This is a genomic window from Alistipes sp. (assembly GCF_020026455.1).
Lineage (GTDB): Bacteria > Bacteroidota > Bacteroidia > Bacteroidales > Rikenellaceae > Alistipes.
Map to the genome: position 1 here is coordinate 55,463 of NZ_JAHHQJ010000017.1, position 19,241 is coordinate 74,703.

At 61.8% G+C, this 19,241-nt stretch carries 13 protein-coding genes; 8 read left to right on the forward strand and 5 right to left on the reverse strand.

All coding sequences use genetic code 11. The features are described from left to right. Positions 1-4 precede the first annotated feature (4 nt). The 5 genes from QZ460_RS09380 to QZ460_RS09400 all read left to right on the forward strand — a co-directional run bounded on the left by QZ460_RS09380 (position 5) and on the right by QZ460_RS09400 (position 7,016). Positions 5-850: a prephenate dehydratase domain-containing protein gene (locus QZ460_RS09380; protein WP_290541317.1), complete on the forward strand. Its 846-nt coding sequence runs from the start codon at positions 5-7 to the stop codon at positions 848-850. Positions 851-924: 74 nt separating this feature from the next. After that, on the forward strand, positions 925-1,989 hold the full coding sequence (locus QZ460_RS09385; RefSeq protein WP_290541318.1) for a bifunctional 3-deoxy-7-phosphoheptulonate synthase/chorismate mutase type II: 1,065 nt from the start codon (positions 925-927) through the stop codon (positions 1,987-1,989). A gap of 204 nt (positions 1,990-2,193) precedes the next feature. Then, complete coding sequence (locus QZ460_RS09390; protein ID WP_290541319.1) at positions 2,194-2,874, forward strand: response regulator transcription factor; 681 nt, start codon at positions 2,194-2,196, stop codon at positions 2,872-2,874. Then, entirely contained in the window at positions 2,852-4,300 is a 1,449-nt protein-coding gene (locus tag QZ460_RS09395; RefSeq protein ID WP_290541320.1) for a HAMP domain-containing sensor histidine kinase, read from the forward strand. Before QZ460_RS09390 ends, QZ460_RS09395 begins: the two co-directional genes overlap by 23 nt. Before the next feature lie 445 nt (positions 4,301-4,745). Next, a complete protein-coding gene (locus QZ460_RS09400; RefSeq protein WP_290541321.1) occupies positions 4,746-7,016 on the forward strand; it encodes an inorganic phosphate transporter in 2,271 nt (756 codons plus the stop codon). A gap of 241 nt (positions 7,017-7,257) precedes the next feature. Here the strand turns inward: QZ460_RS09400 and QZ460_RS09405 are convergent, their stop codons facing one another. Beyond that, on the reverse strand, positions 7,258-7,674 hold the full coding sequence (locus QZ460_RS09405; protein WP_290541322.1) for a DUF2721 domain-containing protein: 417 nt from the start codon (positions 7,672-7,674) through the stop codon (positions 7,258-7,260). A gap of 245 nt (positions 7,675-7,919) precedes the next feature. Then, a complete protein-coding gene (locus QZ460_RS09410; protein ID WP_290541323.1) occupies positions 7,920-8,354 on the reverse strand; it encodes a PepSY-like domain-containing protein in 435 nt (144 codons plus the stop codon). Between the two features lie 233 nt (positions 8,355-8,587). Between QZ460_RS09410 and pflB the strand changes: the two genes are divergently transcribed. After that, a complete protein-coding gene (pflB, locus tag QZ460_RS09415) occupies positions 8,588-10,816 on the forward strand; it encodes a formate C-acetyltransferase (RefSeq protein ID WP_290541324.1) in 2,229 nt (742 codons plus the stop codon). Between the two features lie 104 nt (positions 10,817-10,920). Beyond that, positions 10,921-11,646: a pyruvate formate-lyase-activating protein gene (gene pflA, locus QZ460_RS09420; protein WP_290541325.1), complete on the forward strand. Its 726-nt coding sequence runs from the start codon at positions 10,921-10,923 to the stop codon at positions 11,644-11,646. Positions 11,647-11,910: 264 nt separating this feature from the next. Here pflA and QZ460_RS09425 read toward each other — a convergent pair whose 3' ends face one another. From QZ460_RS09425 to QZ460_RS09435, 3 genes are all read right to left on the reverse strand, one after another. Further along, positions 11,911-13,308, reverse strand: a complete 1,398-nt coding sequence (locus tag QZ460_RS09425) for a sodium:alanine symporter family protein (protein ID WP_290541326.1) — start codon at positions 13,306-13,308, stop codon at positions 11,911-11,913. A 122-nt stretch (positions 13,309-13,430) separates the two neighbouring features. Then, a complete protein-coding gene (locus QZ460_RS09430; RefSeq protein ID WP_290541327.1) occupies positions 13,431-15,899 on the reverse strand; it encodes a heavy metal translocating P-type ATPase in 2,469 nt (822 codons plus the stop codon). A gap of 56 nt (positions 15,900-15,955) precedes the next feature. Then, on the reverse strand, positions 15,956-16,528 hold the full coding sequence (locus QZ460_RS09435; protein ID WP_290541328.1) for an AraC family transcriptional regulator: 573 nt from the start codon (positions 16,526-16,528) through the stop codon (positions 15,956-15,958). Between the two features lie 401 nt (positions 16,529-16,929). Between QZ460_RS09435 and QZ460_RS09440 the strand changes: the two genes are divergently transcribed. Next, positions 16,930-18,795, forward strand: coding sequence for a glycoside hydrolase family 2 protein (locus QZ460_RS09440; protein ID WP_290541329.1), 1,866 nt, complete (start codon positions 16,930-16,932; stop codon positions 18,793-18,795). Positions 18,796-19,241 lie beyond the last annotated feature (446 nt).

Consider the following 19,241-nt stretch of genomic DNA (forward strand, 5'->3'; position numbering starts at 1 on the left):
AGCTATGGAGCAAATCGCAATACAGGGCATCGCAGGATGCTATCACGAAACGGCGGCACGCATCTATTTCGCAGATCGGGAAATAGAGGTGCTGCCCTGCCCGAGTTTCGACGAGGTGTTCGCCCGCATGGCCGCCGATCCGGCACTGCTGGGCATCGCGGCCATAGAAAACACCATTGCCGGCAGCCTGCTGCCCAACCACGAGTTCCTGCGGCAGAGCCGCACCCAGATCATCGGCGAACAGAAGCTCCGCATCGCGCATGTTCTGGCGGCCCTCCCCGGGCAGGCTCCCGACGACATCGCCGAAATCCGATCGCATCCGATCGCCCTGATGCAGTGCGGCGATTTTCTGAAAACACGTCCCGGGGTGAAGATCGTCGAAAGGGACGACACCGCAGGAAGCGCCCGCGAAATCGCCGAGGGGCGGCTCGCAGGCACGGCGGCCATCTGCGGCACCGATGCAGCGCGTCTCTACGGGCTCGAAATCCTCCGGCAGGGCATCGAGACCAACCGGCACAACTTCACCCGCTTTCTCCTGCTTGCCGACGAGCGCCGCGCCGCGGAATTCACCGACCCCGGGCACGCCGACAAGGCCTCGCTGCTCTTCAGCCTTCCGCACACCCGGGGGAGTCTCTCCAAAGTGCTCGCCCTGTTCGCGTTCCATGACATCAACCTCACCAGGATACAGTCGCTGCCCATCATCGGGCGCGAGTGGGAATACCGCTTCTACGTCGACGTGACGTTCGACGACCCGATGCGTTACCGCCAGGCCATCGACGCCGCACGGCCCTTCACCAGCGACTTTCGCATTCTGGGCGAATACGCCCAATGTCCCAACCCCGTGCCCTGAACCCGCACCATCGCGCACCGCAAGCGGCCGAAAAAGAAAACGAAACTGAAAAACAAATAAAAAACAGAGCTATCATGAACGACATCCAACCCATCACCCTGCCGGGAATCGATCCCCGGCGGCCGCTGGTAATCGCAGGCCCGTGCAGTGCCGAAACCGAAGAGCAGGTCCTCGACACGGCCCGCTCGCTGACGGCCGAAGGCATCCGCATCTGCCGCGCCGGACTCTGGAAGCCCCGCACCAAGCCCGGCGGGTTCGAAGGCGTCGGAGAGACCGGCATCGCCTGGCTTCAGCGCGTGAAGCGCGAAACGGGCATGTACACCGCCACCGAAGTGGCCACCCGGGAGCATGTCGCCGCGGCACTGAAGGGCGGCGTCGACCTGCTGTGGATCGGCGCCCGCACGGCGGCCAACCCCTTTGCCATGCAGGAGGTGGCCGACGCCCTGCGCGGAGCGGACGTCCCGGTGCTGGTGAAAAACCCCGTCAGCCCCGACCTCGAGCTGTGGATCGGGGCCATCGAGCGCATCTACAACGCCGGCATCCGCCGCATCGGCGCCATCCACCGCGGATTCACGTCGATCGACAAGAGCCTCTACCGCAACCACCCGATGTGGGCCATACCCATCGAGCTGCACCGACGCATCCCCAACCTGCCGATCTTCTGCGACCCGAGCCACATCGGAGGCAAGCGCGAACTGATCGCCCCGCTGTCGCAGCAGGCCATGGACCTCGGGTTCGACGGACTGATCATCGAAGCCCACTGCTCGCCCGACTGCGCCTGGAGCGACAAGGCCCAGCAGGTGACGCCCGAAGCTCTGGCCTACATCATCCGCAACCTGGTGATCCGCGACGAGTCGATCACCACCGAGAGCCTCACCGAACTGCGTTCGCAGATCGACAGGATCGACGACCAGCTGCTCGAACTCCTCACACGCCGCATGCGCGTCTCGCGCGACATCGGACAATACAAAAAGGAGCACAACATGCCCATCCTCCAAACGCAGCGCTACGAGGAGCTGCTGGCCCGCCGCGCCGACCAGGCCGAACAGATGGGCATGGACCGCGAGTTCATGCGCACCGTCCTGCAGGCCATTCACGAGGAGTCGATCCGCCAGCAGATGGAGATCCCCGGAAAATAGCGCTTCACGCATCGCCCGACACGAAAGGCTCCCGACCCCGAGCGGGGAGGGGCTTTCGGTGGGTGCCGGCCGGCCAAAGGCTCCGAGAGCCTCACGGCAGCCAAAGTGCCCGGAAAAATATTACATTTCGGTTAAATGTCGTGACAAAGGCATGCAACATCGATGAATGATGCGTAAATTTGTTGCGGAATCAAACCCGCACTTATGGCAAAAAACAAAATCCTGGTGGTCGACGATGAAGAGTCGCTGTGCGAAATCCTGCAATTCAACCTCGAAGTCGAGGGCTACGAAGCCGACGTGGCCTACAGCGCCGAACAGGCCCTCCGGATGCATCCCGAACGCTATTCGCTGATTCTGCTGGACGTCATGATGGGCGACATGAGCGGATTCAGAATGGCTCAGATTCTGAAAGCCGATCCCGAAACGGCCCGGGTCCCCGTGATCTTCTGCACCGCGAAGGACACCGAGGACGACACGGTGGCCGGACTGAACATCGGAGCCGACGACTACATCACCAAACCCTTTTCGGTCCGCGAAGTGCTGGCCCGCGTGCGCAGCGTCCTGCGCCGCACCTCCGCCTCGCGCGTCGAATCCGAAAGCATCCGCTTCGAGGGCCTGGAGATCGACCTCCGCCGCAAGGTCTGCTCGCTCGACGGCAAGGAACTGCAACTCACCAAGAAGGAGTTCGAAATCCTCGCTCTGCTGCTCTCGAACCGGGGCGTGATCTTTTCCCGAGAGGAGATCCTGCGCCGCATTTGGAGCGACGAGGTGATCGTCCTCGACCGAACGGTCGACGTGAACATCACCCGCCTGCGCCGCAAAATCGGGTCCTACGGGGAACACATCGTAACGCGTCTGGGCTATGGCTACGGCTTTGAAGCATAAGCTGTCCTACCACCGGAGGCTCTTCCTGCTGCTGCTCGTCGTTTCGTGGACCCTGGTGGGATGTTTCATCCTGTTCCAGTACGGACGCGAAAAGCATTTCAAGGCCGAACGTCTCAATGCACAGTTGCAACTTTTCAACCTGCGGATGCTCGACGCCGTGAATGCCGGCACCCCGCCCGAGGCCTTCATCGCCAGCGCCGGAATCCCCTACGAAGGCGTGCGCATGACGCTGATCGATCCGGCGGGAAACGTCGTATTCGACAATTCGCTCGACACGCTGCCCCATGCGAACCACCTCAACCGGCCCGAGGTTGCCGAAGCGCTGAACCACGGGACGGGATACACCATCCGCCGCCACTCCGAAAGCACCGACCGCAACTATTTCTACTCGGCCATGCGCGGCGACAACTGCATCGTCCGATCGGCCGTGCCCTATTCCCTGCCGTTGAGCGAAATACTGGCCGCCGACCGCAAATTCCTCTGGCTCATGCTCGGTGTGACGCTGCTGATGAGCGTGGCAGGGTATTTCGCCACACGCCGTCTGGGTCAGAACATCATCCGGCTGAACGAATTCGCCGAACGGGCCGAGCGGGGCGAGCGCATCGACAACCTCCCGGGATTTCCCCACGACGAACTGGGCGAAATATCGAGCCACATCATCAGCCTCTACGCCCGTCTGCAGAAAACAACCGCCGACCGCGATCGCGAACACGCCCTCGCCCTGCACGAGGAACAGGAGAAAATACGCATCAAGAAACAGCTCACCAACAACATCAACCACGAGCTGAAGACCCCCGTGGCGGCGATTCAGGGCTATCTGGAGACGCTGCTGGCCAACCCGTCGCTCGATGCGCGCAAACGCACCGACTTCCTCGAAAAAAGCATCGCGCAGACCGAGCGTCTGCGGCACCTGCTGGCCGACATCTCGACCATCACGCGCATGGACGAGGCGAGCCAACTGATCCAAAAGGAGCGCGTCGTGCTGAACGAACTGATCGCCGAGGTCTCGGCCGACATGGAACTGAAACCCGCCGACCAGCGGCTGCGGATGAACATCGACTTCCCGCAGCAGGTCGAAATCGTCGGCAGCCCCTCGCTGCTGGCTTCGATATTCCGCAACCTCGCCGACAACGCCGCGGCCTATTCCGGCGGGCGCGACATCTTCATCCGCCTGCTCGGCGACAACGACGAAGAGTGTACGATCTCGTTCGCCGACAACGGCATCGGCATCAGCCCGGAGCACCTGCCGCACATCTTCGAGCGATTCTACCGCATCGACAAGGGCCGATCGCGCAAACAGGGCGGCACAGGGCTGGGACTGGCGATCGTCAAAAATGCCATCAAGATCCACGGCGGAACGATCACAGCCCGCGAGCGCGAACGCGGCGGGCTGGAGTTCGTCTTCACGCTGAAGAAGCACAGCTGAGCCGAGCCGCCGCCGGACCTGCCGGATACACCCCCGCAGCCCGGTTCCGATCCGAGCCGTCGCCGCAACCAGATGTCGATTGAGGGCTCCCGCCGCCGCAAAATTCCGATTGAGGGCTTCGCCGCAGTCCGGTTCCGATCCGAGCCGTCGCCGGAGTACAGGCTTCAGGCACCCGGCCGGACTCTCACTCCATTTTGCCGTCATTCAGTTATTTTCACCCGGTCGAAACATTCTTGTAACGACTTTGTAACATCCGTTTCGGACCTTTGCAACGGTAAAAACCGAGATCGGATACTTCATCGCACGGTCCGCCCGGAAAGCAGGCGCCTTCCGCCCAAAAAAAAGCGGGACCAGGCCGGCAAAGACGCCGCAAACGGCAGAAGCGGCAATCGGCGACACCGGTGCACCGAAGTAGAGGATCGCCTAAAAAACAAGACCAGATTTTATGTCCCCGCTATTCACCGCAATCGTCATCATCCTGGCCCTGCTGGCCGTGATGGGCATCGTCGTGGGCGTCGCGAACGACGCCGTCAACTTCCTCAACTCGGCCCTCGGCTCGAAAGTCGCTCCGCGCCGCGTGATCCTCTGGGTCGCAGCCGCCGGAATCCTCGTCGGCACGCTCACCTCGAGCGGCATGATGGAGGTCGCCCGCAGCGGCGTCTTCTACCCCGGACAGTTCTCCTTCCTAGAGATCATGATGCTGTTTCTGGGCATGATGCTCGGCAACGTGCTGCTGCTAGACCTCTACAACACGCTGGGACTGCCCACCTCGACCACCGTGTCGATGGTCTTCGGCCTGCTGGGCGCTGCCGTCGCCGCAGCCCTGTTCCGCATCGCCGGTGACCCGGGAACCTCCCTGCAGGACCTCTCGCAGTTCATCAACACGGGCAAAGCCATGGTCATCATCGCGGCAATCCTCCTGTCGGTGGCACTGGCCTTCGTGACCGGAACGCTTTTCATGTACATCTCGCGTCTGATCTTCTCGTTCCGCTACGCCGCCGTCTTCCGCCGCTGGGGCGCCGTATGGTGCGGCATCTCGCTGGCCGGAATCCTCTACTTCGCGCTGTTCAAGGGTTTGAAGAGCTCGGGGCTGATTCCGACCTCCATCTCGGCATACGTCGGGGACCATGTCCTCGTGACGCTCTTCGCCTTCTGGATCGCAGCGTCGCTCATCCTCTACATCTTCCAGCGCATGCGGCTCAACATCATGCGCATCACGATCCTGTCGGGAACCTTCTCGCTGGCGCTGGCCTTTGCCGGCAACGACCTGGTGAACTTCATCGGTGTGCCGCTGGCCGGATACGACGCCTGGCGCATCGCCGGAGAAGCCGGCAGCGAAACGATGATGATGGGGGCACTCGAAGCTCCCGCCCGCGCGAACTTCCTGCTGCTGGGCCTGTCGGGAATCATCATGGTACTGACGCTTTTCTTCTCGAAAAAATCGCAGCACGTCACCGAAACCGAGCTGTCGCTCGCCTCGCAGCACGAAGGCGACGAGCGCTTCGGCTCGACGCTCGTTTCGCGCAGTCTGGTGCGCGCGACGCTGGTGATGAATACGATGTGGAGCGGACTGATCCCGGAACGGGTGCAGAAGGCCATCGACCGGCGTTTCGAGCCCCTACCTGCCGAGGAGCGCTCGTCGGCCCCCTACGACATGATCCGCGCCGTGGTGAACCTCACCGCCGCGTCGATCCTGATCGCCATCGCCACCTCCTACAAACTGCCGCTGTCGACGACCTATGTGGTCTTCATGGTGGCCATGGGATCGTCGCTCGCCGACCGCTCATGGGGCCGTGAAAGCGCCGTCTACCGCATCACGGGCGTGATGGCCGTCATCTCGGGCTGGTTCATCACGGCTCTCGGAGGATTCCTGATCGCCCTGGCTGTGACGGCCCTGCTGCTGTGGGGCGGATGGATCGCCGTGGCAGCCCTCACGGCACTCTGCGTCTGGCTGCTCATCCGCAGCCACCTCAAGACGCCCGCACTGAAAGAGGAGGCCGAAAAGGCCCTGCTGCCGCTCGAAACGGCCGAGACCCCCGACGAAGTATTGTGCGCCTGCATCGGCGAGGTCTGCACGACCATGCAGGAGGTCACCCACATCTACAACCGCACGCTGGTGGCTGTCTTCAAGGAGAACCGCAAGGTGCTCAAAGAGATGGTCCGCGACTCGAACCACCTGTTCGAGGAGGCCCGCAGCCGCAAATACAACGTCATGCCGACGCTGCGCCGACTGCAGCAGTGCGACATCGACACGGGGCACTTCTACGTGCAGGTCACCGACTACCTTTCGGAGGTGACCAAGGCCCTGATCCACATCACCCGCCCGGCATTCGAACACATCGACAACAACCACGAGGGCATGTCGAAGGAACAGATCGTCGACCTGATGCGTGTGAACGATCAGGTGGAGGCGATTTTCGACAAGATCAACGGCATGCTGGCAACGAAGGAGTTTGCGGATCTCGATCTGGTGCTCGAAATGCGCGACAAGCTCTTCGACACGATCGTCGAGGCGATCAAGAGCCAGCTGCGACGCATCAACGACACCCCCTCGGGCAGCACCCGCGCCGGGGTACTCTACCTCACGATCCTCAACGAGACGAAGACGATGATGCTCCAGTCGCGCAACCTGCTCAAATCGCAGCAGTATTTCCTGCAGGCGAAGAACAGCGTCGCAACACCGTCATCCGCCCAAACCACCCAAACCCATCTCTGATGTGAAGGGGCAAAAAAACATCGTGTAACAGAAACACAACGGGTCCGTCATTTCGCTGAAACGACGGACCCGTATCTTTGTCATGTGAAAACCGGGGATCCGGATTCACAAGTTGGTTTTAGGTTATATAAGTAGGTTAGTGGGAGATGCAGTGACGGGATGTCGCGGCATCTCCGTGTTTTGTCACAGGACGTCGGCCGCTCCCCCCCCGAAAAAGGGAGACCCGGACACACCCGAACGATTACTTCAAACCCCGCTTCCCAAGCGGGTTTTCCATATCCTTGAGGTGAATCTCCAGCGCCCGGACCGAGATCTGAATCTCCCAGATCGAAACGCCCAGCGAGCCGACCAGCAGCAGCAACGCCACCCCGAACATGTAAGCCGACAGCAGAATCAGCCCCACATAGATCAGGAACATCGTCACCACACACAGAAACAGACTCGTGACGCCCAGCAGCTGCATCGTACGCGTGAGGTGGAGCCGCCGGCGGAGGTTGTCGATCTGAGCCCGCGTCACCTTCGAGGGATACTGCAAATGCTGCTCCTTGAGCGTGCGCACCAACTGCGCATAGGAGAGAAAACGGTTGGTGTAGGCCAGCAGAATCAGCGACACGGCCGAAAACAGCAGGGCGGGGGTCGTAAGGGTGAGTTCTTCCATTGTCATCGGGATTTTACGCCGCAAAGGTACATAATTTTACCGAATGCAGAAGGGACCGGCGCCCGGCACCGATCCGAAGTCCCCGGCGCCAACCCGTCGGATCCCGCCAAAACACCGCTCTGCGGAGGGCGGCAGGAAGCCCCGGCTCCGCCCAACGCCCGGCATCCGATCCTCCGCCAAGCGGCGGGACCCGGGGACCGGATGCGCAACGCAAATCCCCGGGCCGCAGTCCGCCGCACCAGGCATCAGCGATCCGTGTCGATCAGCCGGAATCTGCGGTCGAATTTCAGTTCCAGACCGTTGTCGAGGGTGATCTCGTGGTTGCGGCCGTCGCGTTCGATCCCCCGGACATGCTGCCCCGGATAGTTCGCAGCCACGAATTTCAGAATCGGCTGCGGAATCAGTCCGTCGGGCACGACTCCGCCCGGACGCTCGACATCGGTCCACTCGCCGCGGGCGTCGAAGTCGATCTTCGTGCCGTCGGCCAGCTTCACCTCATAGCTCGGAACCATGCCCTGATCCATCGTGACCGAAACCACCTCGATGTCGTGGAAATAGGTCTTCACCATCGTCTTCGCCGCATCGGGCAGTTCGTGCATGCGAACCGGAACGTCACCGTCGGCAAATGCCGCCATCGCAAAAAGCCCCGCTCCCAGCAGGACAAGCCAAAATTTTTTCATCGTCTTTCGTATTGATCCACCTCCGACCCTGCAAAAGAAGGGCCAAAAATACAGCAACGCCTCCCCCCCTGTAACAAATCCTCATTCCGAAAGGCCGTGTCAATACCTGATCGTAGGTATTTTTTTAATTTTTATATGAAATTACAACCACCCTTTGGCCGATGTGAAAAAAATAACGTATCTTTGCTATCCGAAATAGGACAATTATAATCGCAAAACGAACAATATTAACTATGGAACTGAACAAAACCTTCATCGACGGGCTTTGGAGCAAAGAGATCAATGTGACGAGCTTCGTCCAAACAAACATCACGCCCTACCTGGGCGACGCTTCGTTCCTCGCAGGACCGACCGAGCGCACGAAGCATATCTGGAGCCTCTGCCTCAAGGCCCTCGAAGAGGAGCGTCAGCATAACGGAGTCCGCAAACTGGACAACAAGACCGTTTCGACCGTCACCTCGCACAAGGCCGGATACATCGACCGCGAAAACGAACTGATCGTCGGTCTGCAGACCGACGAGTTGCTCAAGCGCGCCATCAAACCCTTCGGAGGCATCAACGTCGTATCGCGTGCCTGCAAGGAGAACGGCGTGGAGGTCGACGAGAAGGTGAAGGACATCTTCACCCACTACCGCAAAACCCACAACGACGGCGTGTTCGACGTCTACACCGAGGAGATCCGCTCGTTCCGCTCGCTGGGATTCCTGACCGGACTCCCCGACAACTACGCCCGCGGCCGCATCATCGGCGACTACCGCCGTCTGGCTCTCTATGGCATCGACCGGCTGATCGAGGCCAAGCAGGAGGACCTCCACAACCTCACCGGCCCGATGACCGAAGCCCGCATCCGCCTGCGCGAAGAGGTCGCCGAGCAGATCAAGGCCCTGAAGGACATCCGCACGATGGGCGAATACTACGGACTGGACCTCAGCCGCCCGGCACATTCGGCCCAGGAGGCCGTGCAGTGGGTCTACATGGCCTATCTGGCCGCCGTCAAGGAGCAGGACGGAGCCGCCATGTCGCTGGGTAACGTTTCCTCGTTCCTCGACATCTTCATCGAATACGACCTCGCACACGGGAAGATCGACGAGTCGTTCGCCCAGGAGCTGATCGACCAGTTTGTCATCAAGCTGCGCATGGTGCGCCACCTGCGCATGCAGTCCTACAACGACATCTTCGCCGGCGACCCCACGTGGGTGACCGAGGCCATCGGCGGACGCTTCAACGACGGCCGCACGAAGGTGACGAAGACCTCGTTCCGATTCCTGCAGACGCTCTACAACCTCGGTCCTTCGCCCGAGCCGAACCTCACGATCCTCTGGAGCCCCGAGCTGCCGCAGGGATTCAAGGAGTTCTGCGCCAAGGTATCGGCCGACACCAGCTCGATCCAGTATGAGAACGACGACCTGATGCGCGAAGTGCGCCACTCGGACGACTACGGCATCGCCTGCTGCGTCTCGTTCCAGGAGATCGGCCGCCAGATCCAGTTCTTCGGAGCCCGCACCAATCTGGCCAAGGCCCTGCTGCTGGCCATCAACTGCGGCCGCTGCGAGAATACCGGCACGCTGATGATCAAGGGCATTCCTCCCCTGTCGGAAGGACCCCTGCTCTTCGAGGAGGTGATGCGCAACTACAAGATGGTGCTCAAGGAGATCGCCCGCATCTACAACGAGGCCATGAACATCATCCACTACATGCACGACAAGTACTACTACGAGAAGGCCCAGATGGCGTTCATCGACACCGATCCCCGCATCAACCTCGCCTATGGCGTGGCCGGACTTTCGATCGCGCTCGACTCGCTCTCGGCCATCAAATACGCCCGCGTGACGCCCCGCCGCAACGCCGAAGGACTCACCGAGGCCTTCGACATCGAGGGTGAATTCCCCTGCTACGGCAACAACGACGACCGCGTCGACCACCTGGGTGTAGACCTCGTCTACTACTTCAACGAGGAGCTGAAGAAGTTGCCCGTCTACAAGAACGCCCGCCCGACGCTGTCGCTGCTGACCATCACCTCGAACGTGATGTACGGCAAGAAAACCGGCGCGACGCCCGACGGACGCCTCAAGGGAGTGGCCTTCGCCCCGGGAGCCAACCCGATGCACGGCCGCGACAAGAGCGGCGCCATCGCCTCGCTCACCTCGGTGGCCAAGATGCGCTACCGCGACTCGCAGGACGGTATTTCGAACACCTTCTCGATCGTGCCCAAGTCGCTCGGCCCGACGGCCGAGGAGCGCACTGAGAACCTGGTGACGATGCTCGACGGATACTTCACCAAGGGAGCACACCACCTGAATGTCAACGTGCTGAACCGCGAGATGCTCGAAGACGCCATGGAGCACCCCGAGAAATATCCGCAGCTGACGATCCGCGTCTCGGGCTACGCCGTGAACTTCATCAAGCTGAGCCGCGAACACCAGCTCGAGGTCATCAGCCGCAGTTTCCATGAAAGAATGTAGCAGCCCGAAAAGCTGACTTTCGGACGAGGGCCGGTGTCGCACGACAAATCCTGTCGGTGACCCGGCCCCATCCGCAACACAATACAGAAACAAAAGGAACAACCATGATTCATGTACATTCCTACGAATCCATGGGGACATTCGACGGGCCGGGAATCCGGCTCGTCGTTTTCCTCCAGGGCTGCAATTTCCGCTGCCTCTACTGCGCCAATCCCGACACGATCGAGGCCGGAAAGGGCACATTAACCGACCCGGCGGAGATTCTGCGCATGGCCGTCGACCAGAAACCCTTCTTCGGGCGCCGCGGGGGCGTGACCTTCTCGGGCGGCGAACCCTCCTTTCAGGCCGCGGAACTCGTTCCGCTCGTCAAGGCACTGAAGGAGGCAGGCATCCATGTCTGCATCGACACGAACGGCGGGGTGTGGAACCCGGCCGTCGAAGAGCTGCTGGGACTGGTCGACCTGGTGCTGCTCGACGTGAAGCAGGCCAATCCCGAACGCCACCGCGTCCTCACCGGGCGCGAAAACAGCCAGACGCTCCGCACGGCCGCCTGGCTCGAGGCCCACGGCAAACCCTTCTGGCTGCGCTACGTGCTTGTCCCGGGGTACAGCGACGCCGAGGCCGACATCCGCACGTTGGGCGAGCGGCTCGGCGGCTACGGGTCGATAGAGCGGGTCGAGCTGCTCCCCTACCATACCCTCGGGGTGCACAAGTACGAAGCGATGGGGCTGGAATACAAACTCCGCGATGTGAAGGAGAACACCTCCGAACAACTCGACCGCGCCGCATCGCTGCTGCGCGAGTATTTCCCGACGGTGGTGGTCAACTGACCGAAGGGGAGGCACCAGTTGCAGGCCGGGCCGCGGAGCCAGAAGCGGACGGCAATGTAGCGGATGCGGCGGGTACAGCGGATGCGGCGGCAGATGCGACAGGTACAGCGTGAAGCGGCGGGTGCGGCGGCGGGTGCAGCAGGTGCAGCAGGTGCAGTGTAAAGTGGCGAAGCAGGGCAGCGGGAGAAGCGTAAAGCGGCGGATGCGGCGGCGGGTGCAGCAGGTGCGGCGGCAGGTGAAGCGTGAAGCGGCGGGTGCAGGGCGCTACCAGCATTCGGCCTTGTCCTTCAATTCGGGAATCCGGTCCTTCGTGAAGACCGGATCCTTGATCCCCTGTCGTTTCTGGGCCTTATAGTCGTCCAGTAGCAGCAGGGCCTGACGCCCCAGCAATACGATCGCCACCAGATTGCACAGCGTCATCAGCGCCATCGTCACATCGGCCAGACTCCACACCAGATCGAGTGTCGCCAAGGCTCCGAACAGCACCATTGCGCCCGCCAGCAGCCGGTAGAGCATCAGCACCCACGGGCGCGGAGTGATGAAACGGATGTTGGCCTCGCCGTAGTAGTAATTGCCGATGATCGACGAAAAGGCGAACAGAAAGATCGCCACGGCGACGAAAGGCCCGCCCGCAGGACCGATCTCGCTCACCAGAGCCGCCTGTGTCAGTTGGATGCCGTTGAGCGAGGGATCGGGAACGCCCCCGAACAGGATGATGAAGGCCGTGCAGGAGCAGATGACGAGCGTATCGGTGAAGACCCCGAGGGTCTGGATAAGTCCCTGCTTCACGGGGTGCGAAACATGGGCCGTGGCGGCGACATTCGGGGCCGAACCCATGCCGGCCTCGTTGCTGAAGAGTCCCCGCTTGATGCCCTGCATCAGCGCCGCGCCGACTGCGCCGCCCAGCGTCTGCTTCCAGCCGAAAGCGTCGGCGAGGATCAGCTCCAGCACCTCGGGCAGCCGTCCGAGGTTGAACAGCACGACACCCAGCGCCAGCACGACATATCCCAGCGCCATGATCGGGACGATCACGCCGCTGACACGCGCGATGCGCCGTATGCCTCCGAAGATGACCAGCAGCGTCAGCGCCGTGAGCGCGACGCCCACCCACACGGGATCGGAGCCGAAAGCCCCCTCCCACGCGGCGCAGATCGTGTTGCTCTGCACCGAGTTGAAGGCAAATCCGAAGGTCACGGAGATCAGCACGGCGAACAGCACGCCCATCCACCTCCGACCGAGGCCGCGTTCCATGTAGTAGGCCGGGCCGCCGATGAAAGAGTCCCGGCCGCGGCGTTTGTAGAGCTGCGCGAGGGTCGACTCGACGAAAGCGCTCGCCGCACCCGCAAGGGCGATGACCCACATCCAGAAGACCGCACCGGGGCCCCCGACGACGATGGCCGTGGCGACCCCCGCCAGATTGCCCGTACCGACACGGCTCGCCAGCGACACGGCGAAGGCCTGGAACGACGAGACATGGCGTTCGCCCTGCGTCCCCTTTCCGGCCGACTCGCCCAACACGCGCACCATTTCGCCCAGCAGGCGGAACTGCACGCCCCGCGTGCGCAGGGTAAACCACACGGCACACCCCAAGAGCGCCGCAATCAGCACATAGGTCCACAGCACGTCGTTCACGCCGCCGATCCATCGGGAAAGAGTCTCCATCAGCATCTTTTACCCGATCCGACAGCAAAGTTGGTGCTAAAGCGCGTTTTCAGCCGGACATTTGTCGAAAAGATGCATCCCGACACGCTGCCGCCCCGCCCGGGCAGGGGCGCCGGCTGTCCCTACCGCTCCCGCAGGGTGTACTCCCCGGCCCGCTCCGCAACGGCCTTCTGCAACTCCCCGAGGCCGATTTCCGGCCCAGAGAACTCCACGACAGCCACCGGAGGATCCAGCGTCACGACAGCCTTCACACCCTCCAGGGCATTCAGCGCTTGCTCCACATGCGCCCGGCAATGATGGCACATCATGCCTTCCACGATAAATTCCTTTTTCATATTTTTTTCGGTTTTAACAGGTTCGTCACACACTCTCTCCCCGCCGATCCGCCGGCGCTTCAGCCGCAGGCTGTTGGTCACGACGCTCACGCTGCTCAGGGCCATGGCCGCCCCGCCGATCATCGGATCGAGCAGAAAACCCCACAGGGGATAGAGCGCCCCGGCCGCAACGGGAATGGCGACAAGATTGTAGATGAAGGCCCAGAAGAGGTTCTGGCGAATCGTCCGCACGGTAAGGTGCGACAGCCGGATCATCTCCGGAATTTTCCGGAGGTCGGACGCGAGGATCGTCACCATCGAGGTATCCATCGCAATGTCGCTTCCCCGACCCATGGCGACGCTCAAATCGGCCTGCGCGAGCGCCGCACTGTCGTTGATTCCGTCGCCGGCCATCGCCACCGTCCGCCCTTCGGACTGCAGCTGCCGGATGAATTCGGCCTTTTCGTGCGGCAGGACTCCCGCCCGAAAACGGGTGATGGCGACTTTCCGGGCCGTTTCGTGCGCCGACCCAACGTTGTCGCCCGTCAGCATCCAGACCGTGATTCCCAATGCATGCAGCCGGGCAACGGCCTCGGCCGACGAGGGTTTCAGTGCATCGGCAAGGGCCAGCACGGCGTGGACCCGCTCGCCGTCGGCAAGCCAAATCACGGTCTTCGCCTCCCGCACCCATCCTTCGGCCAGCTGTCGCAGGCGGGCATCGGGCACGATGCCACAACGGGCCAGCAGCGCGTCGTTCCCGGCATACCAGGTCCGGCCCTCCGCAACACCCCGGACTCCCAGTCCGGGAAGACTTTCAAATTCGGTCACGGGAACCTCCCGCTCCCCGCCGAGCGATTCGACGACGGCCTGCGAAAGCGGATGCCCCGAGCGTTTTTCAAGGCTGAACAGAATCCGCCGCGCCGTCTCCGCCCCCTCGGTCCACGCCGCGTCGACAACCGACGGGCGGCCTTCGGTGAGGGTCCCGGTCTTGTCCAGCACCACGGTGTCGACCTTGCGGGCCACCTCCAGGCTCGCGGCGTCCTTGACGAGAATGCCCGCTTCGGCACCCTTGCCGATCCCGACCATGAGGGCCGTGGGCGTCGCCAGCCCCAGGGCACAGGGGCATGCGATAATCAGCACGGTCACCATCGCCAGCAGCCCGCGGGTGAAGCCCTCCTCCGGAGCAAGGAACATCCACACCGCAAAGGTCAGCACGGCAAGGAGGAGGATGGCGGGGACGAACAGGCCGGCAATCCGGTCGACGATCCGCTGCACGGGGGCCTTGCTCCCCTGTGCATCCCGGACCATGCGGATGATTCGGGCCAGCACCGTGTCCCGGCCCACCTTGTCGGCCCGGAAACGGAACGCTCCGTTGCCGTTCATCGTTCCGGCGAACACCGCCGCACCCTCCTGCTTGCAGACGGGGAGCGGCTCCCCGCTGAGCATGCTCTCGTCGACATAGGACGCGCCCTCGGTCACCGTGCCGTCCACGGCGATGCGTTCGCCGGGATGCACGGCAACCAGGTCTCCCCGGCGGAGCTCGGCAACGGGCACGGAGCGTTCGCCCGAGGGGGTAATCACCGTGACGGTTTTCGGCTGCAGGCCCATCAGTTTCGCGATGGCCGTCGTCGTGCCGCGCTTCGCCCGCTCCTCGAGCAGGCGTCCCAGCAGGATGAAGGCGACGATGACGGCCGCCGACTCGAAATAGACGTGCGGCTCGATGCCTCGCGACAGCCAGAATTCCGGAAAAAACAGGTTGAAAAGGCTGAACAGATAGGCAATTCCGGTGCTGACGGCAACCAGCGTATCCATGTTGGCCGACATGTGGCGAAGCTGGTTCCAGGCATTGACGAAGAAGCCCCGTCCCAGGCCGAAAACAACCGGGGTGGAGAGCACCCACAGGGCATATTTCACGGCCGGAGAGTCCATGAACAGCATGCCTCCGGCAACGATCGGGAGACAAAGCCCCACGGCCCACAACGTCCGCCGTTTCAGCTCCCAGTAGTGCGCCGCACGGGCGCGCTCCGCCTCATCCTCGGCAGGGCCTTCCGCGTCGGTCCGCAGGTCGTAGCCGGCCGCCTGCACGGCCCGCTTCAGCTCCTCCGGAGAGCACTCCTCCGGGCTATAGGCCACCTGCACCGTGGCGGAAGCGTAGTTCACATGCGCAGACACGACGCCCGGCAGGTTGTTGAGCGTCTTATCGACCCGGACGGCACACGAGGCGCAACTCATGCCTGCGACCGGGAATGTATTCGTGATGATCTTACTCTTTTCCATGAGTACAAAGGTAAGACCCCGACCCGCTCCGGGTGTTACAGAATTATGGATATGATTTATACCTCATCCAAAGGTTTCAGTCCGCATCCCTTCAGACGGCGGAACGCACTGGGCGACATCCCGGTCTGGGCGCGGAACTGGGCGCTGAAATGCGCCACGCTCGAATAACGGAGTTTGTCGGCGATCTCGCCGACGGTCAACTCACCGTAGGCCAGCAGTTCCTTGGCCCGCTCGATCCGCTGGGCAAGGCAGTATTTTTCGATGCTGATGCCGTTGACCTCCGAAAAGAGCTTGCTCAACGCACTGTAATCACGGTGGAAGCGCTCGCGCAGGAAGTCCGACAGGTTGACTTTCGGGGCATCTTCGCTGTAATGCACCAATTCGATCACAGCCGTCCGGATCTGCTCGATGAGGCGCATCCGGCTGTCGTCGAGCAGTTCGAACCCATAGGCTTCGAGCAGCGTGCGGAACGCCTCCCGCTCCTCCCGCCCGGGGGTCTCCCGCACGACGGCCGTTCCCAATCCGACTTCGAGGGGCGTGAAACCCGCTTTTTCGAGCAGACGGGTGACAACCAGAATGCAGCGGTTGCAAACCATGTTTTTGATGTGAAAGACATTCTCCCGTTCCATAACCCTATGCTTTTTATCCGTAAAGATAGCACAAAAACGCCTCCATCCCGCAGCAGCCTCCGGATTTTCCGACGTCCGCCTCCGGGCAGGCCTCCGTCCTCGACATCCGGCAGGGACAACCGGGCGACGATCCGAACTACGGAATCGCCCTGCTCTCACTTGCCGGACAGTCCCGAAAAAAGGACGAGGGGGGGGGCAATGGCAAACGTCCGCATTTTGAAAAAAAATTTGTAACTTCGGCACAACAAATCCTCAAACGAAGCCATGAAACATGCGCACATTCAGCAGCTCCTTTGCAGCATGCTGCCGCCGTCTAACGCATCGCGCGGAACATTCGAGCGCTTCGACATCGTATCGGAATAAAGTTGCCCGAAAACAAATAACCCAACGACAAAACTACCATGAAAAAAACCGCAATCACCCTCTTTTTCCTGCTTCAGGCCGTGTGTCTGTTTTCGCAAGTTCCCCGTCCGGAATATCCCCGTCCGCAGTTCGAGCGGACGGACTGGATCAACCTCAACGGCGCATGGACCTACACGTTCGATTTCGGCGCAAGCGGTCTGGAGCGCGGATACGCCGCCTCGAAGGGATTCGATGGCAAAATCATCGTGCCGTTCGCCCCGGAGAGCAAACTCTCGGGCGTCGGCCACACGGACTTCATCAACCGGATCTGGTATCAGCGGGCGATTGACATCCCGGCAGACTGGTCGGATCGCAACGTGATCCTCCATTTCGGAGCCGTGTACTACACCTCCGAGGTGTATGTCGACGGCCGCTTCGTCGGACGCCACTTCGGGGGTAGCACGTCGTTCTCCTACGACATCACCCCATTCGTGAAGCCGGGCGGCAGCCACAGCCTGGTCGTCCTCGCTACGAGCGACCTGCGCAGCGGCACGCAGACCGCCGGCAAACAGTCGCTGCAATACGATTCGCACCATTGCGACTACACCCGCACGACGGGCATCTGGCAGACGGTATGGATGGAGGCTGTGGCGCCCGAAGCCCTTGCGCGCGTCCAAATGACGACCGACATCGACCAGCAGCAGCTGATCATCGCCCCGCAGTTCTTCCGGGAAAGTCCGAACACGCTCCGGGTAACCCTTCGGGACGGCGGCAAGGTCATCGGCACACGGCAGGTTCGGGCATCGAACAGCAGTGTCGTCGTCATCCCGGTCAAAAAGGCCCGGCTCTGGAGTCCCGAAGACCCGTTCCTCTACGACCTGACCTACGAGGTAGTCACCCCCGACGGGCGGCTGATCGACGCAGTGAAATCCTATGTCGGAATGCGCAAGGTCCACATCGAAGGCAACAAGATCTATCTCAACAACAAGCCCTGTTACCAGCGGCTGGTGCTCGACCAGGGATTCTACCCCGACGGCATCTGGACCGCCCCGTCGGACGACGCCCTGCGCCGCGATATCGAACTGGGGCTGGCCGCCGGATTCAACGGCGCACGCCTGCATCAGAAGGTTTTCGAGGAGCGCTACTATTACTGGGCCGACAAGCTCGGCTACATCACCTGGGGCGAAAGCCCCAGTTGGGGAATGGACGCCAACGATGTGGACGCGGCCCGCAACTTCCTCTCCGAGTGGGCCGAGTGCGTGGTCCGCGACCGGAACCATCCCTCGCTGCTGACGTGGACGCCGATGAACGAGGAGTGGTGGCCCGACAACACGCAGTTCCCGCGCTTCGTCTCCGACGTCTACGATCTGACGAAGCGTCTCGACCCGACACGCCCGGTCAATACCGTCAGCGGCGGAATCACCGCCAGGACCGATATCTGGGCCGTTCATAATTACGAGCAGAACCCGGCCCGGCTGAAAGAGGTCATCTTCAACGACGGCACCTTCTTCCATCTCCAGCCGCAGACAACCCGCGATCAGACGCGCAACATCGGATTCAACGAGGTGAAGGCGACCGCAAACTACACCTGGCCGCAGTACGACGGCTCGTGCCCCTATCTGGTCGATGAGTTCGGCGGCATCAAGTGGGTGAAGGACCAGGAGAAGCAGGGCATGGACTCCCAGACCGAATCGTGGGGTTACGGACAGGCACCCCGCACGCTCGAAGAGTTCTACACTCGGCTCGAAGGTCAGGTAGATGCCCTGCTCTCGCTTGCCGGGCAGGTATGGGGCTATTGCTACACCCAACTCACGGATGTGGAGCAGGAACAGAACGGCATCTATTACTACGACCGATCTTCCAAGTTCGACATGGAGCGGATCAAGGCCATTTTCAGCAAGCACCCGGAACAGCCCTCCCGATAGGATGCCCTGAACGGGCCGAAGCATCCCGACCTTATCGTGTCGGCTGCAGGCTCCGTCAGCATCCAATCTTCAACTCCGTCAGCCTCCATACTGACGGAGTATTTTGCATCATGCCGATTCATGACCATGAGTCGCGGGAAAAGCGGCACCGCAGGCCATGGCCCGATCGCCCTTCGCCTGTGGCTCGCAGCCGTTCGGTTTGTCCCCAAGTCAATAGCGCGCTTATCCGTCGCACTCCATCGCGACAGACAGCACACGGCAGACGACGGACGGGAGACGGGAGACGGCACACGGCAGACGACAGACGGCAGGCAGCAGGCAGCAGACGGCAGGCAGCAGACGGCAGACGGCAGACGGGGCACGGCATACGACAAAAAGAAAAGCGAGGGACAATCCTTTGATTATCACTCGCCTTCGAAGAGCGGAAAACGGGACTCGGACCCGCG

Excerpts from the sequence above, each read along its gene's own strand:
- QZ460_RS09380 (WP_290541317.1), top strand. The coding sequence starts at position 5 with ATGGAGCAAATCGCAATACAGGGCATCGCAGGATGCTATCACGAAACG.
- QZ460_RS09385 (WP_290541318.1), top strand. The coding sequence starts at position 925 with ATGAACGACATCCAACCCATCACCCTGCCGGGAATCGATCCCCGGCGG.
- QZ460_RS09390 (WP_290541319.1), top strand. The coding sequence starts at position 2,194 with ATGGCAAAAAACAAAATCCTGGTGGTCGACGATGAAGAGTCGCTGTGC.
- QZ460_RS09395 (WP_290541320.1), top strand. The coding sequence starts at position 2,852 with ATGGCTACGGCTTTGAAGCATAAGCTGTCCTACCACCGGAGGCTCTTC.
- QZ460_RS09400 (WP_290541321.1), top strand. The coding sequence starts at position 4,746 with ATGTCCCCGCTATTCACCGCAATCGTCATCATCCTGGCCCTGCTGGCC.
- QZ460_RS09405 (WP_290541322.1), bottom strand. The coding sequence starts at position 7,674 with ATGGAAGAACTCACCCTTACGACCCCCGCCCTGCTGTTTTCGGCCGTG.
- QZ460_RS09410 (WP_290541323.1), bottom strand. The coding sequence starts at position 8,354 with ATGAAAAAATTTTGGCTTGTCCTGCTGGGAGCGGGGCTTTTTGCGATG.
- pflB (WP_290541324.1), top strand. The coding sequence starts at position 8,588 with ATGGAACTGAACAAAACCTTCATCGACGGGCTTTGGAGCAAAGAGATC.
- pflA (WP_290541325.1), top strand. The coding sequence starts at position 10,921 with ATGATTCATGTACATTCCTACGAATCCATGGGGACATTCGACGGGCCG.
- QZ460_RS09425 (WP_290541326.1), bottom strand. The coding sequence starts at position 13,308 with ATGGAGACTCTTTCCCGATGGATCGGCGGCGTGAACGACGTGCTGTGG.
- QZ460_RS09430 (WP_290541327.1), bottom strand. The coding sequence starts at position 15,899 with ATGGAAAAGAGTAAGATCATCACGAATACATTCCCGGTCGCAGGCATG.
- QZ460_RS09435 (WP_290541328.1), bottom strand. The coding sequence starts at position 16,528 with ATGGAACGGGAGAATGTCTTTCACATCAAAAACATGGTTTGCAACCGC.
- QZ460_RS09440 (WP_290541329.1), top strand. The coding sequence starts at position 16,930 with ATGAAAAAAACCGCAATCACCCTCTTTTTCCTGCTTCAGGCCGTGTGT.